Origin of the sequence: Roseovarius aquimarinus (assembly GCF_043661195.1) — a bacterium.
Taxonomy (GTDB): domain Bacteria; phylum Pseudomonadota; class Alphaproteobacteria; order Rhodobacterales; family Rhodobacteraceae; genus Roseovarius; species Roseovarius aquimarinus.
The window spans coordinates 465,434-479,594 of sequence record NZ_JBIHMM010000003.1 but is presented as its reverse complement, the minus strand read 5'-3'; the positions used below and the strand labels follow the sequence as shown (position 1 = coordinate 479,594).

General features: G+C 66.9%; 19 protein-coding genes. 17 read left to right on the top strand and 2 right to left on the bottom strand.

Going from position 1 to position 14,161, the window contains the following annotated elements:
• Positions 1-25: 25 nt before the first annotated feature.
• The gene (locus ACGRVM_RS12910; RefSeq protein ID WP_377172291.1) at positions 26-358 is read left to right on the top strand and encodes an ArsR/SmtB family transcription factor; all 333 of its coding nucleotides are present in this window, start codon (positions 26-28) and stop codon (positions 356-358) included.
• Between the two features lie 157 nt (positions 359-515).
• Here the strand turns inward: ACGRVM_RS12910 and ACGRVM_RS12905 are convergent, their stop codons facing one another.
• Together ACGRVM_RS12905 and ACGRVM_RS12900 are read right to left on the bottom strand one after the other, a co-directional pair.
• Positions 516-1,442, bottom strand: coding sequence for a DMT family transporter (locus tag ACGRVM_RS12905; protein WP_377172290.1), 927 nt, complete (start codon positions 1,440-1,442; stop codon positions 516-518).
• A complete protein-coding gene (locus tag ACGRVM_RS12900; RefSeq protein ID WP_377172289.1) occupies positions 1,439-2,320 on the bottom strand; it encodes a LysR family transcriptional regulator in 882 nt (293 codons plus the stop codon). The genes ACGRVM_RS12905 and ACGRVM_RS12900 overlap by 4 nt, the downstream gene beginning before the upstream one ends.
• Positions 2,321-2,516: 196 nt before the next feature.
• On the opposite strand from ACGRVM_RS12900, the gene ACGRVM_RS12895 reads away from it, so the two are divergent.
• The 16 genes from ACGRVM_RS12895 to ACGRVM_RS12820 all read left to right on the top strand — a co-directional run bounded on the left by ACGRVM_RS12895 (position 2,517) and on the right by ACGRVM_RS12820 (position 14,094).
• Positions 2,517-3,101 (top strand): FMN-dependent NADH-azoreductase, encoded by a 585-nt coding sequence (locus ACGRVM_RS12895; RefSeq protein WP_377172288.1) that lies wholly within the window; start codon positions 2,517-2,519, stop codon positions 3,099-3,101.
• Positions 3,102-3,283: 182 nt separating this feature from the next.
• Positions 3,284-4,789, top strand: a complete 1,506-nt coding sequence (ffh, locus tag ACGRVM_RS12890) for a signal recognition particle protein (protein WP_377172287.1) — start codon at positions 3,284-3,286, stop codon at positions 4,787-4,789.
• A gap of 87 nt (positions 4,790-4,876) precedes the next feature.
• Complete coding sequence (locus ACGRVM_RS12885; protein ID WP_377172286.1) at positions 4,877-5,431, top strand: GNAT family N-acetyltransferase; 555 nt, start codon at positions 4,877-4,879, stop codon at positions 5,429-5,431.
• The gene (locus ACGRVM_RS12880; RefSeq protein WP_377172285.1) at positions 5,428-5,727 is read left to right on the top strand and encodes a chorismate mutase; all 300 of its coding nucleotides are present in this window, start codon (positions 5,428-5,430) and stop codon (positions 5,725-5,727) included. Before ACGRVM_RS12885 ends, ACGRVM_RS12880 begins: the two co-directional genes overlap by 4 nt.
• A 24-nt stretch (positions 5,728-5,751) precedes the next feature.
• On the top strand, positions 5,752-6,168 hold the full coding sequence (gene rpsP / locus ACGRVM_RS12875) for a 30S ribosomal protein S16 (RefSeq protein WP_377172284.1): 417 nt from the start codon (positions 5,752-5,754) through the stop codon (positions 6,166-6,168).
• An 18-nt stretch (positions 6,169-6,186) separates the two neighbouring features.
• Positions 6,187-6,816 carry a 5,6-dimethylbenzimidazole synthase gene (bluB, locus tag ACGRVM_RS12870; protein ID WP_377172283.1) on the top strand — a complete coding sequence of 210 codons (630 nt, stop codon included), beginning with the start codon at positions 6,187-6,189 and terminating at the stop codon, positions 6,814-6,816.
• 6 nt (positions 6,817-6,822) lie between these two features.
• A complete protein-coding gene (locus tag ACGRVM_RS12865; protein ID WP_377172282.1) occupies positions 6,823-6,957 on the top strand; it encodes a hypothetical protein in 135 nt (44 codons plus the stop codon).
• Complete coding sequence (gene rimM, locus ACGRVM_RS12860) at positions 6,954-7,475, top strand: ribosome maturation factor RimM (RefSeq protein WP_377172281.1); 522 nt, start codon at positions 6,954-6,956, stop codon at positions 7,473-7,475. The genes ACGRVM_RS12865 and rimM overlap by 4 nt, the downstream gene beginning before the upstream one ends.
• An 84-nt stretch (positions 7,476-7,559) precedes the next feature.
• The gene (locus tag ACGRVM_RS12855; RefSeq protein WP_377172280.1) at positions 7,560-7,721 is read left to right on the top strand and encodes a DUF1328 family protein; all 162 of its coding nucleotides are present in this window, start codon (positions 7,560-7,562) and stop codon (positions 7,719-7,721) included.
• Between the two features lie 145 nt (positions 7,722-7,866).
• On the top strand, positions 7,867-9,744 hold the full coding sequence (locus ACGRVM_RS12850) for a Hint domain-containing protein (RefSeq protein ID WP_377172279.1): 1,878 nt from the start codon (positions 7,867-7,869) through the stop codon (positions 9,742-9,744).
• 51 nt (positions 9,745-9,795) lie between these two features.
• Positions 9,796-10,623: a tRNA (guanosine(37)-N1)-methyltransferase TrmD gene (trmD, locus tag ACGRVM_RS12845; RefSeq protein ID WP_377172278.1), complete on the top strand. Its 828-nt coding sequence runs from the start codon at positions 9,796-9,798 to the stop codon at positions 10,621-10,623.
• Positions 10,624-10,895: 272 nt separating this feature from the next.
• Positions 10,896-11,270 carry a 50S ribosomal protein L19 gene (gene rplS, locus ACGRVM_RS12840; RefSeq protein ID WP_377172277.1) on the top strand — a complete coding sequence of 125 codons (375 nt, stop codon included), beginning with the start codon at positions 10,896-10,898 and terminating at the stop codon, positions 11,268-11,270.
• 11 nt (positions 11,271-11,281) lie between these two features.
• Positions 11,282-11,503, top strand: coding sequence for a 50S ribosomal protein L31 (gene rpmE / locus ACGRVM_RS12835; protein WP_377172276.1), 222 nt, complete (start codon positions 11,282-11,284; stop codon positions 11,501-11,503).
• Between the two features lie 115 nt (positions 11,504-11,618).
• Positions 11,619-12,503 (top strand): fatty acid desaturase, encoded by an 885-nt coding sequence (locus tag ACGRVM_RS12830; protein WP_377172274.1) that lies wholly within the window; start codon positions 11,619-11,621, stop codon positions 12,501-12,503.
• Positions 12,504-12,565: 62 nt separating this feature from the next.
• Positions 12,566-13,639: a phenylalanine--tRNA ligase subunit alpha gene (gene pheS / locus ACGRVM_RS12825; protein WP_377172272.1), complete on the top strand. Its 1,074-nt coding sequence runs from the start codon at positions 12,566-12,568 to the stop codon at positions 13,637-13,639.
• Positions 13,640-13,725: 86 nt separating this feature from the next.
• The gene (locus ACGRVM_RS12820; RefSeq protein ID WP_377172270.1) at positions 13,726-14,094 is read left to right on the top strand and encodes a hypothetical protein; all 369 of its coding nucleotides are present in this window, start codon (positions 13,726-13,728) and stop codon (positions 14,092-14,094) included.
• Positions 14,095-14,161: the final 67 nt, after the last annotated feature.

Sequence of the window (14,161 nt, the reverse complement as noted above, 5' to 3'; positions counted from 1 at the left end):
ATCTGGCGCAAATCATGAGGAATCGATGACGAACGCCCTCGATCTGACCTTCGCGGCGCTGGCCGATCCGACGCGCCGGGCGATCCTGTCGATGCTGCTGGAAGACGATATGGCCGTGACGGACGTGGCCGAACCCTTCGAGATGAGCCTTGCCGCCATCTCGAAACATCTGGCCATTCTGGGCCGCGCGGGCCTCATCAGTCAGGAGCGGCGCGGGCGCGTCAAATGGTGCAAGCTCGAGCCGGGCGGGCTGCGCGCGGCGTCTGTGTGGATGCAGGGGTTCGGGCAGTTCGAGCCGGTGGATCTCGATGCGTTCGAGATATTCCTCGCCGGCGAGCTGCGGAAAGATGCGGAGTGACCGCGCCGTTGCAAGGCGCGGTCACTCCGTTGAAATCCGTGTTACAGCACGAAGCTGACGATGGCCGCGACGATGACGACAAGGCCGACGAGATAGATGATGTTGCGCATGGTTCTGCCCCTTTGGGTTCGATTTGCATTGCTGCGCCAACGCGGGCCTAGCGCGTAAGGTTCCGAGCCTGCGTATCGCGGGGACGCGCCGCGCCCTCCTCGTTCTTCAGAAGCATCAGCAGCGCCGCGATGGTCAGCCCGACCCCGGCGATCACCAGCGCGGGCGGCAGGGGCTGGCCCAGCGCCGCCTGCCAGATGATGACCCAGGTCGGCAGAAGATAGGTATAGGCCATGACCTTCGCGCTCGGCAGATGCAGCGAGGCGTATTGCAGAAGGACGATGGTGAGCGCCGTCGCGACGATGGTGATATAGGCGAGCGTGATCCACACGATGCCCGGCACCGCGCCCCAGTCGAGCGCGGCGAGCGCGGGCGCGCCCCATGCGCTCAGGATCAGCGCCGCCGCCGCGATGGTGCCGAAGGACATGACCACAGCCGATTGCCCCCGGTTCAGCCTGCGCACCAAGGGCGTGTAGATCGCATGCGCCGTGCAGCCGACGAAGAAGATCGCCTCGCCCCAGCCGAGGCGGAAGGCCAGAAGCGCCGCGAGATCGGCGCGGAAGATCACCCAGAGCGCCCCCGCCGCACCCACCGCGAGCGCCAGCGCGATGCGCGGCGTCATGCGCTGGCGCAGAAGGATATAGCCCGCGATGCCCGAGAGGATCGGAGAAAGCGTGAAAACGGCCGAGAGCGAGACGGCGGGCGCGGTCTTGAGCGCCTCGAACATCAGCACGAAATAGCAGCTGAGCAACGCGCCGAGGATGAGATAGCGCCAGGGCGCCGCCATATCCGCCCGCGTGATCCCGATCCGCCAGACCGCCCAGGCGCCCAGCATTAGCGCCGCCATCCCGAAGCGCAGCGCGTTGAGCGCCGCCGGTGCGATATGCGGCGCCGCCAGCGCGCCCAGCGCGAAGGATCCCGCGATCAGCCCCGAAAAGGCCAGCATCGCCAGATGCCCGCGCAGCGCACCGCTCATGCCCCGGCCCAGCCCTTGGCGCGCTCCTTGAGAAACGCGGTCAGCGCGCGGACCTTGGCGGTGCGATGCAGATCCATGTGCGAGACGAGCCAGAGCGGCGACGCCCATTCCGGGCGCGGCGGCAGAACCTGCCTCAGATCCCCGAGCGCGGCGGCCCGCAGGCAGGGCATGAAGCCGATGCCAATGCCCGCCTCGATCGCCTGCCATTGCGCGTGCGGATCGTCGCTGCGAAAGGCGGTGACGTCGGGCGGCAGGGCGCTTGCCATCCAGCGCGCGGTCGGCGCGCGCGAGTCGGTATCGGCGTGGCCCACGATGCGATGCTCCGCCAGCGCCTCGGCGCTCTGCGGCAAGCCGTGCCGCGCGATATAGGCGGAGGAGGCATAGGGCGCGACCGGCTGCTCGAAGAAGGGCTGCACGACGTTGTCGGGCTGATCGGGCGCGGCGCCCGCGCGAATGGCCAGATGCGCCTCGCCGTATTCCAGCCGAAAGAGCCGCTCGCCGGTCAGGTAGCGCACCGTGAGGTCCGGATAGGTCTCCTGAAACGCGGCGAGGGCGGGCACGAGGAAATGGTTGAACGCCGCGAGCGAGGTGACGACCAGATCGCCCGACACGTCCCCGCCATGCCCCTTGATGCGCCCGGCGAGCTGCGCGAAGCGGTCATCGGCCTCGCGCGCGACCGAGAGAAGATCGGCGCCCGCCTCGGTGGCGGTGTAGCCGCGCGCATGGCGCTGAAAGAGCCGCACGCCCAGCCGCGCCTCGAGCGCGTCGATATGGCGGATGACGGTCGCGTGATGCACACCCAGCGTCGCCGCCGCGCCGCTGACCGTGCCCGCGCGGGCGACGTGATAGGCGGTCTTGATCTCGTCCCAGTTTTCCATCTTCGTCCCTCGATGCGGCGGCGGCGCGGCGCGGCGGGCTGCGCATTCGCGCACAGTGCCGGTTCGCCCCTTGGTAATTGAGCCCGAGCGGACAAGCGAACAATTATGTGCGGCAGAGCGGAGACCCCCCTCCGCGCCCCTTGCCCCGCCGCCGGCCAATCGCCCGCCGCGCCCGGGCCTCATCAGGAGACCTTCCATGACGACCATCTTGCAGATTGACAGCTCGGCCCGCCGCGACGGCTCGACCACGCGCGCGCTTACCGATCGGATTTCGGCCCGCCTCGGCGGCGCCGTCACGCGGCGCGATCTGGCGGCGCCCCTGCCGCAGATCGACGAGGCCTGGGTGGGCGCCAATTTCACGCCCGAGGCCGACCGCTCGGAAGCGCAGAAAGCCGCGCTCGCCCTGTCGGATACGCTGATCGCCGAGATCGAGGCGGCGGATGTGCTGGTGATCGGCGTGCCGATCTACAATTTCGGCGTTCCGGCGGCGCTCAAGCTCTGGATCGACCAGGTGGCGCGCGCGGGCCGCACCTTCCGCTATACCGAGGCGGGTCCGGTGGGCCTTCTGACCGGCAAGCGCGCCGTGCTGGCCGTCGCCTCGGGCGGGACCGCGCTCGGCTCGGAGATCGATTTCGCGACAGGCTACATGCGCCATGTACTCGGCTTCATCGGGATCACCGATGTGGAGGTGGTCGAGGCCGGCCGGCAGATGGTCGATGCGGATGCCGCGCAGGCCAAGGCCGATGCCGGGATCGAGGCGCTCGGCCGCGCCGCCGCCTGAGCCGTGCGTCCGGGGCGGCGCTTGACTCGCGCGGCGCCCCGGCCTAGAAGGCCCGCAATTCCCGGAAGCGCTCTCGTCTTCCGGTCCCTTGGCCAATGCCGGGATCGCCCTCCGTCAGCGCGTCTGCGCCCACGGGGGCTCTTTCGGTTTGGCGCGTCCGGTGCCTGAAGGAGACGAGCGAGATGTTTGAAAATCTGTCCGAACGCCTCTCCGGTGTCTTCGACCGCCTGACGAAACAGGGCGCGCTCAGCGAAGAGGACGTCAAGACGGCCCTGCGCGAGGTGCGCGTCGCGCTTCTGGAGGCGGACGTGTCGCTGCCCGTCGCGCGCGAATTCGTCAAGAAGGTGCAGAGCCAGGCGACCGGGCAGGCGGTGCTGAAATCCATCACGCCGGGCCAGCAGGTCATCAAGATCGTGCATGACGCCCTGATCGACACGCTGCGCGGCGAGGGCGATCCCGGCGCGCTCAAGATCGACAACGCGCCCGCGCCGATCCTGATGGTCGGCCTGCAGGGGTCGGGCAAGACGACGACCACCGCGAAACTCGCCAAGCGCCTGACCGAGCGGGACGGCAAGCGCGTGCTGATGGCCTCGCTCGACGTGAACCGCCCCGCGGCGATGGAGCAACTCGCCATTCTCGGCAAGCAGATCGGCGTCGATACGCTCGCCATCGTGCCGGGCGAGGATCCCGTCCAGATAGCCAAACGCGCCAAGACGCAAGCGAGCCTCGGCGGCTACGATGTCTACATGCTGGATACCGCCGGGCGCCTTCACATCGACGCCGAGCTGATCGCCCAGGCTGCCGCCGTGCGCGACGTGGCGAACCCGCGCGAGACCCTGCTGGTGGTCGACGGCCTCACCGGCCAGGACGCGGTGAACGTCGCGACCGAGTTCGACGACAAGATCGGCGTCACCGGCGTCGTGCTCACCCGCATGGATGGCGACGGGCGCGGCGGCGCCGCGCTCTCGATGCGCGCCGTCACCGGCAAGCCCATCCGCTTCGTCGGCCTCGGCGAGAAGATGGACGCCATCGAGACCTTCGAGGCCGAGCGCATCGCGGGCCGCATCCTCGGCATGGGCGATATCGTCAGCCTCGTCGAGAAGGCGCAGGCCACGATGGAGGCCGAACAGGCCGAGCGCATGATGCGCCGCTTCCAGAAAGGTCAGTTCAACATGAATGACCTGCGCTCGCAACTCGAGCAGATGCAGAAGATGGGCGGCATGGAATCGGTCATGGGCATGATGCCCGGCATGGGCAAGATGGCCAAGCAGGTGCAGGAAGCGGGCTTCGACGACAAGATCATCGCGCGCCAGATCGCCCTCATCCAGTCCATGACCAAGAAGGAGCGCGCGAACCCGCAGATCCTTCAGGCCAGCCGCAAGAAGCGGATCGCCAAGGGCGCGGGCCTTGAGGTGAGCCAGCTCAACCAGCTTTTGAAGATGCACCGCCAGATGGCGGACATGATGAAGAAGATGGGCAAGGGCGGCATGCTGAAACAGGCGATGAAGGGCATGTTCGGCAAGGGCGGCGGCCCCACCCCCGAAGAGATCCAGAAGATGGACCCGAAGGCGCTGGAACAGGCGGCCAAGCAAATGGGCGGCTCGATGCCCGGCGGTCTCGGCGGCTTGGGCGGAATGGGCGGCGGCGGTCTTCCCCCTGGTCTTTCGGGCTTCGGACGCAAGAAGTGATCCACATGCGTGCATCCTACCCCAGATATTCCGGCCCCGAACGGCCCGTCCGTTCCGCGGCGGCGGCACAGATGAAGGAGCGGCTTCATGAACGTTGATATCCCCCGCCTCGAGACCGAGCGCCTGATCCTGCGCGCGCCGTGCGAGCGCGATATCGAGCCGACGATCGCATTTCTGCTGGACGAGGCCCGCTCGCACGGCTTCGGCTCCGAGCCGGACCGCGGCAGCGCCTGGCGCTGGTTCGCGATGAATCTCGGTCATTGGGCGCTGCGCGGCTTCGGGTATTTCATCATCGAGGACAAGGCGTCGGGTCAGCCCTGCGGCCTGACCGGCATCTGGGCGCCCGAAGGCTGGCCCGAACCCGAGCTTGGCTATGTCGTCTTCGACGGGTTCGAGGGGCGCGGCATCGCCCACGAGGCCGCGCTGCGGGCGCGCGAGTGGGCCTATGTCGATCTGGGGCTCACCAGCCTCGGCTCGCATATCGTGCCGGGCAACACCCGCTCCATCGCGCTGGCCGAGCGCATGGGCGCGCGATACGAGCGGACCTACATGAACCCGCATATGGGCGAGGACATGATCTACCGTCACCCCTCGCCCGAGGATCTGGGGCTTACGCCCGCAGCGGGAAAGGTGGGCGCATGACCGCCTCCCCCTCCGCCCGCGCCGCGCAACTGCTCAAGGATCACCGCGACAGCATCGACCGGCTGGACGCGATCCTCGTCTACACGCTGGGCGAGCGGTTCAAGCACACGCAATCCGTCGGCCGCCTCAAGGCCGAGCACGACCTTCCCCCGTCCGATCCCGCGCGCGAAGCCGCGCAGATCGCGCGCCTGGAGGATTTGGCGAGACAGGCCGATCTGGATCCTGAATTCGCCAAGAAGTTCCTGAACTTCATCATCGCTGAAGTCATTCAGCACCACAAACAGCACCAATCGTAATCAAAGACCCAAGGAGATACCCCCATGGCCATGAAAATTCGCCTCGCCCGCGGTGGCAGCAAGAAGCGCCCCCACTATTCCATCGTCGCCGCCGACAGCCGCATGCCGCGCGACGGCCGCTTCATCGAGAAGCTGGGCACCTACAACCCGCTCCTGCCCAAGGACAGCGAAGACCGCGTCAAGATGGACATCGAGCGCGTTCAGGCGTGGATCGAGAAAGGCGCGCAGCCGACCGACCGTGTCGCGCGCATGCTCGAAGCCGCAGGCGCCCGCCCCAAGACCGAGCGCGCCAACATGAAGAAGGCCGTCCCCGGCAAGAAGGCACAGGACCGCGCTGAAGAGCGCGCCGCCAAGGCCGCCGCTCTCGAGGAGGCCAAGAACGCCCCCGCCGAGGCCCCGGCCGAGGACACGCCCGCCGAAGAGGCAGCCGCCGAAGAGTAAAGCCGGGAGCGCGCTGGGATGTCGACGTTTTCCGAAGGCTTCCAGTCCGATCTGGCTGATCTGATGCGTTGGCGGCGCGATGTGCGCCGCTTTCGCACCGATCCCGTGGACGAGGCAGCGCAGGCGCGCTGCCTCGACGCGTTTCGCATGGCCCCGTCCGTGGGGCTGAGCGAGCCTTGGCGCATCGTCGAGGTGGCGAGCGGCGCCGCGCGCGAGGCCGCGCGGCTGAATTTCGAGACCGCGAATGCCGATGCGCTCGCGGGCTACGAAGGCGAGCGCGCGCAGCTTTACGGCACCCTCAAGCTGTCGGGGATGCGCGATGCGCCGGTGCAACTGGCCGTTTTCTGCGACGAGGAGACGCCCAAGGGCGCGGGTCTCGGCGCGGGCACCATGCCCGAGATGCGGCGTTATTCGGTGGTCTGCGCGGTCACGCAATACTGGCTCGCGGCGCGCGCGCTGGGTCTCGGGGTCGGCTGGGTGTCGATCCTCGATCCTGCCCGGCTGGCGCGTGATCTCGATGTGCCGGAGGCGTGGCGCCTCGTGGCCTATCTCTGCATCGGCTGGCCCGAGGCCGACAGCCTGACCCCCGAACTCGAGAGTGCCGGCTGGGAGGAGCGCGCGGCGCCCCTCGCCCCGCTGCGGCGCTGAGCGCCGATGCTGCGCAAGCCGATCTTCTGGGGCCTGCTCTTTCTTGCGGGCTGGGGCTATGGCAAATATCAACACGCCGAGGCATGTGCGGCGGCAGGCGGGCAGGTGGTGCGCGGCCTCTGCGAGGGAGAGACGCGATGAGCGAGCAAGGCGAAATGATCTGCATCGGGGCCGTCGCGGGCTCCTTCGGGGTGCGCGGCGAGGTGCGGCTCAAGAGCTTCGCGGCCGTGCCCGAGGATATCGCGGCCTACGGCCCGCTGACGGCCGAGACCGGCGGCGCGTCGTTCAGCGTGACGCTCACCGGCCAGACCAAGGGCGGCTTCACCGCGCGCCTGTCGGGAATCCGCACCAAGGAAGAGGCCGATGCGCTGCGCGGCGTGCGCCTCATGGTGGCCCGCTCGCGCCTTCCGAGCCTGCCGGACGATGAATTCTATCACGCCGATCTCGTCGGCCTCGCCGTTCACGACACGGGCGGCGCGCCGCTCGGCAAGGTCCGCTCGGTGCTCAACCACGGCGCCTCGGATCTTCTGGAGATCGCCGTGCCGGGCATGGCCGAGACGGTGCTCTTGCCTTTCACGCGCGCCTCGGTTCCGACAGTCGATCTGGCAGAGGGTCGCATCGTCGCCGACCCGCCCGAGGGCCTTTTCCCCGACGGCTGAGCCCGGCTGGAACCTTTCGCGGCGCTCACGGGTTTGTGAGCGGAAGGGCCGGCGCGGCCGGCCAGCAACCGAAAGGACATGTTCATGCTCGAGTGGATTCTCATCCTTCTCGCCATCGCGGCCATCGCCGGCCTTCTGGGCTTCAACAACCTGTCGGGCCTCGCGCTCTCGGGGGCCAAGCTCCTGATCTTCGTGGCGCTGGTGCTTTTCCTGCTGGTGCTCTTCGGGGTCATCGCGCTCGCCTGAGGCGGCATCTCGGGCCTGACGCCGCGCCGCTGCGTCGCCGCAATCCCGGCTCAATTAAGGCGCAAGCAACATTTACCGTTAATGCAAGTAAACCATTATCCGCGTGCCGGTTTCCGGCGCGCGGCTTCTTGCAGGCAGAGGCGAGATGGCCACGAACGACAACACCAACCCCGGCACGCAGGCGAGCCAGACGCTCAATGCGACCTCGGGCGCCGACACGCTCACCGGGGGCCTCGGAAACGACACGATCGACGGGCTCGACGGGAACGACTTCCTGCGCGGCGACGGCGGCGTGCGCGGAAGCTGGCATTTCGAGACCTACAACCGCGATTTCTCGAGCGCCAACGGGCAGGCCTTCACGATCGAGAGCGGGACGCGCACCGGCTCGGGTTATGTCAGCGATTTCAACGAGGGCGGTCTCACCAACACGCTGCGCGGCACCTCGGGCAACCCCGAGGATTTCGGCGTCATCTATACCAGCACGCTCAACACCGTGCAGGGCGGCACTTACCGGCTCAACCTGACCTCGGATGACGGCTCGACCATCCAGATCTTCGACAGCAACGGCAACGCGCTGAATTTCGCCAACCAGAGCGGCGGCACGCTTAATTACCTCAACAACGATTTTCACCAAGCCTCGACGACGCGGTTCGGGGACGTGGTGCTGTCGGCCAACCAGACCTACACGATCCAGATCCGCTATTGGGAGAACGGCGGCCAAGACAATCTCAGCGCGACCATTCGCGGACCGGACACCGCCAACGTGGCGCAGGATCTGCTGACCTCCCCGATGATCGGGATGCCGCCGGGGCCGAGCTATTCGGTCACGGGCGTGCCCGCGGGCGTCGAAGGCAACGATTCGCTGACCGGGGGCGCGGGCGACGACACGCTCCTCGGCGATGGCGGCAACGACACGCTGACGGGCGGCGCGGGCAATGACAGCCTTCTTGCCGGCACCGGGAACGACGAGCTGCGCGGCGGCGCGGGCGACGACACGCTGCGCGGCGAGGCCGGGAACGACACGATCCTCGGAGGGGGCGGGCGCGACATCCTGTCGGGCGGCGACGGCGACGACCGGCTGACCGGCGGCGCCGATCGGGACACGATTGCCGGGGACGCGGGCAACGACACGCTCGACGGGGGCAATGGCGACGATGTGCTGACGGGGGGCGCCGGAAACGACCGGTTCGTCTATGCGCCCGGCTCCGGCAACGACACGATCACGGATTTCGGGACGGGCAACGCGGGCTCGATCACCGATGGCGACGGATCGAACAACGACTCGCTCGATCTCAGCGCCTTCTATTCCGGGCTGACCGAACTGCGGAACGATTTCAGCGATGACGGAATCCTGAACCAGTCCGTGGGCGACTATTCCGACAACACGGCGATGAACGGCTCGATCACGCTCACCGGCGTGACGCGCAACGATCTGACCAACGACACGACCGGCGTCGTCTGCTTCGCGCGCGGCACGCAGATCCACACGCTGCGCGGGCGCATCGCCGTCGAGGCTGTGCGCGCCGGCGATCTCATTCAGACCCGCGACGACGGCGTGCAGCCGGTGCGCTGGGTCGGCTCGCGGCGCGTGGCGGCGGCTGGTCGCTTCGCCCCGATCCGCATCAGGGCGGGCGCCATGGGCAACGACCGCGATCTGCTCGTCTCGCCGCAGCATAGGCTGCTCATGCGCGGCTGGCGCACGGAGCTTTTCACCGGCGAGCCGGAGGCGCTGGCCGCGGCCAAGCTTCTGGTCGGCACCCCCGGCATCAGCGAGGCACCGGGCGGCAGCGTCGAGTATTTCCATATCCTCTTCGACCGGCACCAGTTGATCCTGGCCGAGAATTGCTGGTCCGAGAGTTTCCAGCCGGGCGAGATGGCGCTGAGCGCGCTGGAGGAGGCGGTCCGGGCCGAGCTTTTCGCCCTCTTTCCCGCGCTGCGCAGCCTCGGCCCTTCGTCGTATGGTCGCGACGTGCGGCGCAGCCTGCGCGCGCATGAAGCCGCGCTTTGCCGCATGGCGGCCTGAGCGCCGCGACATCGCTTGCCAAGAGTGGCGCGCGCGGGCTATGGCCAGCGCATGTCCAGCCCGTCCGATCCTTCCGAGAGCGGCCCCAAGCGGTCGCATGGCCGCAAGTCGGTGACGCTGACCGCCGCCCCGCGCGATCTGATGGGCGAGGCCGAGCGGCTGAGCCGCGCGTGGCAGGTTCAGGTCATCACCCTTCTTCCGCAGGCCTTTCCGGGCATCCTCGGCGAGAGCCTGACGGGCCGCGCGCTGAAAGACGGGCTTTGGCAGCTCGAGACGGTGGATCTGCGCAGCCACGGCATCGGCAAGCATCGCAATGTCGACGACACGCCCGCGGGCGGTGGCGCGGGGATGGTCCTGCGCGCGGACGTGATGGGCACCGCGATCGAGGCCGCGCAACGGCATTCCGCACCCGGCAGCCCGCTCATCTATCTCAGTCCGCGCGGGCGGCGCTTCGATCAGGCGATGGCGCGCGATTTGGCGGCGGGCCCGGGCATGACGCTGATCTGCGGGCGTTTCGAAGGGCTCGACGAGCGGGTGATCGAGCATTACGGCGCCATCGAGGTCTCCTTGGGGGATTTCGTGATGACCGGCGGCGAGATCGCGGCGCAGGCCATGATCGACGCCGCGCTCCGCCTGCGGCCCGGCATCCTCGGCAACGAGGCGAGCGCCGTCGAGGAAAGCCATTCGAGCGGTCTTCTGGAGCATCCGCACTACACCCGCCCCGCCGAGTGGCAGGGCCGCACCATCCCGGGCGTGCTGATGTCCGGCAATCACGGCGAGATCGCCCGCTGGCGCCAGGCCGAGGCCGAGCGGCTGACGCGGGAGCGGCGGCCCGACATGTGGGCGCGGCGCGCGGCGACCGGCAGCTCCGAGGACTGACGCGCGCCGCCCTTGCAATAGCCGGTCATCTGCCGTAAAGCCCGCCCATCCCGGCGCGGAGCCATCCGAGTCGGGTCTGCTCGGCGTTGCGTCTTGCCGGATGTTCCTTTCATCCGGGCCGCGCGCGCTTCGGGCGCCACACAAGATAATGACGATCCGATCTGGGGCGGACTTTCGGCAATAGGGCCGGGGGGATCCGGGCAAGGACCACCAGCTCTCGGGGCGCGAAACACTTTGCGGACCAAAACCGCAAGCAACCCAGGAGACAAGCGATGGATATTATCGCTCAGATCGAAGCGGAACAGATTGCCGAACTCGGCAAGACCATTCCCGATTTCAAGGCCGGCGACACCGTGCGCGTCGGCTTCAAGGTGACCGAAGGCACGCGCACCCGCGTTCAGGCCTTCGAGGGCGTCTGCATCAGCCGCAAGAACGGCGAAGGCATCGCCGGCTCGTTCACCGTGCGCAAGATTTCCTTCGGCGAAGGCGTGGAGCGCATGTTCCCGCTCTATTCGACCAACATCGACAGCATCGAGGTCGTGCGCCGTGGCCGCGTCCGCCGCGCCAAGCTGTATTACCTGCGCTCGCGCCGTGGCAAATCCGCGCGCATCGCGGAAGACACCACCTACAAGCCCAAGAAAGCGTAAGGACCGGTACGATGAAAAAAGACATCCACCCCGATTACCACGAGATCGACGTCAAGATGACCGACGGCACGATCCTGAAAATGCGCTCGACCTACGGCAAGGAAGGCGATCAGCTGTCGCTCGACATCGACCCCACCGTGCACCCCGCATGGACCGGCGGCTCGTCGCGCCTGATGGACACGGGCGGCCGCGTGTCGAAGTTCAAGAAGAAATACGAAGGCCTCGGCTTCTGAGCCAACCGCCTTGTCGGAGTTTCGCGAACGCCGCCCCCAACGGGGCGGCGTTTTTCATGTCGCGTGCCACGCCGGACGCTGGAACGCGGCGGCGCCGCGCGCTATGTGCGGGCGCATGGATCACAAGGCTTTCATCGCGCAATTGCCCCCCGATAAGCTGGCCGCGCTCAGCGCGCGCGATGATAAGGCCGGGCTGCGGCATCTGGCGGGCCATGCGGGGCTGATCGCGGCGCTGGCGGTCTGGATCGCGCAGGGCTGGCCGCTCTGGCAGGCGGCGCTGCTGCTCCAGGGCATCGCGATCTGCTTTCTCTTCACGCTCGCGCATGAGGCGACGCACAAGACGCCTTTCGCGTCGCTGAGGCTCAATGAATGGGTCGGGCGCGTCTGCGGCGTCTTGATGCTGCTCCCGTTCGAGTGGTTCCGCTATTTCCACCTCGCCCATCACCGCCATACGAACGATCCCGAGCGCGACCCGGAGCTGGAGGGCGGGCGGCCCGAAACCCGCCGGGACTACATCCGTCACATCTCGGGCCTGCCCTACTGGATCGCGATGGCGCGCATCACGCTGAATTGCGCGCGGGGCCGCATGGACCCCGCCTATATTCCCGCCCGCGCCCGGCCCCGCATCATCCGCGAGGCGCGCGCGATGCTGGCGATCTATGCCGCCGTTCTGGCGAGCCTCCTTGTCTCGCCGCTGCTCTTCTGGATCTGGCTGCTGCCCGCGCTTCTGGGCCAGCCGTTCCTGCGGCTCTACCTTCTGGCCGAGCACGGGCGCTGCCCGATGGTGGCCGACATGCTCCGGAACACGCGCACGACGCATACCAACCGCGTCATCCGCTTCCTTGCGTGGAACATGCCCTATCACGCCGAGCATCACGCCCTGCCGAACGTGCCCTTCCATCGGCTACCCGATCTTCATGCGCATATGCGAGGGCATCACGGCGTGTTGCAGTACGGCTATGCCGCGTTCAGCGCGGACTATGCGCGCAATCTGCGGTGAGGCTTGCACGCAAGGGGGATGCGCGGTAACTCGCCAAGCGAGCACTGACCGAGGACAGCCCGATGGACGATCTGCGCGACAAGTATATCAGCCTCATTGCCAAGGCGGGCGACGAGGCCACGCTCGAGGATCTGCGTGTGCAGGCCGTGGGCAAGAAGGGCGAGATCAGCCTCGCCATGCGCGAGCTCGGCAAGATGAGCGCCGAGGAGCGGCAGACCGCCGGGCCCAGGCTGAACGCGCTGAAGGACGAAATCACCTCGGCCCTCGCCGCCAAGAAGGAAGCGCTGGGCGATGCCGCCCTCGACGAGCGTCTGCGCGGTGAATGGCTCGACGTGACGCTGCCCGCGCGCACGCGGCGGCAGGGCACGATCCACCCGATCAGCCAGGTGACCGAAGAGGTGACCGCGATTTTCGCCGATATGGGCTTCGCCGTGGCCGAAGGCCCGCAGATCGAGAGCGACTGGTACAATTTCGACGCGCTGAACATCCCCGGCCACCACCCCGCGCGGGCCGAGATGGACACGTTCTATACCCATCGCGGCGAGGGGGACGAACGCCCGCCGCACGTTCTGCGCACCCACACCTCGCCGGTGCAGATCCGCGCGATGCAGGCCGAGGGCGCGCCCATCCGCGTCATCGCCCCGGGCCGCGTCTACCGCGCCGATTACGACATGACGCACACGCCGATGTTCCACCAGATCGAGGGGCTGGCCATCGACAAGGACATCTCGATGGCGAACCTGAAATGGGTACTGGAGGAGTTCGTGAAGGCCTTCTTCGAAGTGGACGATGTCGAGCTGCGCTTCCGCGCCTCGCATTTTCCTTTCACCGAGCCGTCGGCCGAGGTCGACATCCGCTGCTCATGGGAGGGCGGCACCCTGAAAGTGGGCGAGGGCGACGACTGGCTCGAGATCCTGGGGAGCGGCATGGTGCACCCCAAGGTGCTCGAGGCCGGGAATATCGACCCCGCCGCATGGCAGGGCTTCGCCTTCGGCATGGGGATCGACCGGATCGCGATGCTGAAATACGGGATTCCGGATCTGCGGGCGTTTTTTGATTCAGATCTACGGTGGCTGCGGCATTATGGGTTTGCCGCGCTCGATGTGCCTACGCTCAGGGGTGGGTTGAGTAGGTGACTTTCCACTACTCTAAAGCAACTATGGCAGAAGCGCTTACGATTGTAGGTGAAGAAGGCATACATGGCTTTGAGTAAAATCGACTTATGGAACTTATGTTCGAGCAATCGAACTATAGATCTTCGCGCCGGTTTAGATTTTCGGCCGCGCCGGCCCACAAATTATCGCCAGAGACGTTTGAAACTTATTTGATTTTGGCTTGGCGGTTTGGCTTCTTGGAGCGCTCGAAGTATCATGAAGTTAATTGGGTATCGGGTTTGGACAAATCTTCTTATGATCTCGAAGGTGAAGTCGTTCGTCTGACGCGTGAGGGCTGGGAATACCTTGAAGAAAACAACAAACTGCTGCTCCACCAATGGGGATCCACTTTAGTTGAACGTGTCCCACATGCTGTCACGAGTATTTTCACTGCGGCCCTAACAACTTGGGCAATACTCTATTGGGGCGCTCCTTAAAGATGCTGACAACATAAAGAATGATCTTCGCTGCAAGTCCTAAATTGCATGGTTATTCCATTCCCGT

What these genes read in the sequence shown, in the direction of transcription:
- ACGRVM_RS12910 (WP_377172291.1), top strand. Translation starts at nt 26, where the DNA reads ATGACGAACGCCCTCGATCTGACCTTCGCGGCGCTGGCCGATCCGACG.
- ACGRVM_RS12905 (WP_377172290.1), bottom strand. Translation starts at nt 1,442, where the DNA reads ATGAGCGGTGCGCTGCGCGGGCATCTGGCGATGCTGGCCTTTTCGGGG.
- ACGRVM_RS12900 (WP_377172289.1), bottom strand. Translation starts at nt 2,320, where the DNA reads ATGGAAAACTGGGACGAGATCAAGACCGCCTATCACGTCGCCCGCGCG.
- ACGRVM_RS12895 (WP_377172288.1), top strand. Translation starts at nt 2,517, where the DNA reads ATGACGACCATCTTGCAGATTGACAGCTCGGCCCGCCGCGACGGCTCG.
- ffh (WP_377172287.1), top strand. Translation starts at nt 3,284, where the DNA reads ATGTTTGAAAATCTGTCCGAACGCCTCTCCGGTGTCTTCGACCGCCTG.
- ACGRVM_RS12885 (WP_377172286.1), top strand. Translation starts at nt 4,877, where the DNA reads ATGAACGTTGATATCCCCCGCCTCGAGACCGAGCGCCTGATCCTGCGC.
- ACGRVM_RS12880 (WP_377172285.1), top strand. Translation starts at nt 5,428, where the DNA reads ATGACCGCCTCCCCCTCCGCCCGCGCCGCGCAACTGCTCAAGGATCAC.
- rpsP (WP_377172284.1), top strand. Translation starts at nt 5,752, where the DNA reads ATGGCCATGAAAATTCGCCTCGCCCGCGGTGGCAGCAAGAAGCGCCCC.
- bluB (WP_377172283.1), top strand. Translation starts at nt 6,187, where the DNA reads ATGTCGACGTTTTCCGAAGGCTTCCAGTCCGATCTGGCTGATCTGATG.
- ACGRVM_RS12865 (WP_377172282.1), top strand. Translation starts at nt 6,823, where the DNA reads ATGCTGCGCAAGCCGATCTTCTGGGGCCTGCTCTTTCTTGCGGGCTGG.
- rimM (WP_377172281.1), top strand. Translation starts at nt 6,954, where the DNA reads ATGAGCGAGCAAGGCGAAATGATCTGCATCGGGGCCGTCGCGGGCTCC.
- ACGRVM_RS12855 (WP_377172280.1), top strand. Translation starts at nt 7,560, where the DNA reads ATGCTCGAGTGGATTCTCATCCTTCTCGCCATCGCGGCCATCGCCGGC.
- ACGRVM_RS12850 (WP_377172279.1), top strand. Translation starts at nt 7,867, where the DNA reads ATGGCCACGAACGACAACACCAACCCCGGCACGCAGGCGAGCCAGACG.
- trmD (WP_377172278.1), top strand. Translation starts at nt 9,796, where the DNA reads ATGTCCAGCCCGTCCGATCCTTCCGAGAGCGGCCCCAAGCGGTCGCAT.
- rplS (WP_377172277.1), top strand. Translation starts at nt 10,896, where the DNA reads ATGGATATTATCGCTCAGATCGAAGCGGAACAGATTGCCGAACTCGGC.
- rpmE (WP_377172276.1), top strand. Translation starts at nt 11,282, where the DNA reads ATGAAAAAAGACATCCACCCCGATTACCACGAGATCGACGTCAAGATG.
- ACGRVM_RS12830 (WP_377172274.1), top strand. Translation starts at nt 11,619, where the DNA reads ATGGATCACAAGGCTTTCATCGCGCAATTGCCCCCCGATAAGCTGGCC.
- pheS (WP_377172272.1), top strand. Translation starts at nt 12,566, where the DNA reads ATGGACGATCTGCGCGACAAGTATATCAGCCTCATTGCCAAGGCGGGC.
- ACGRVM_RS12820 (WP_377172270.1), top strand. Translation starts at nt 13,726, where the DNA reads ATGGAACTTATGTTCGAGCAATCGAACTATAGATCTTCGCGCCGGTTT.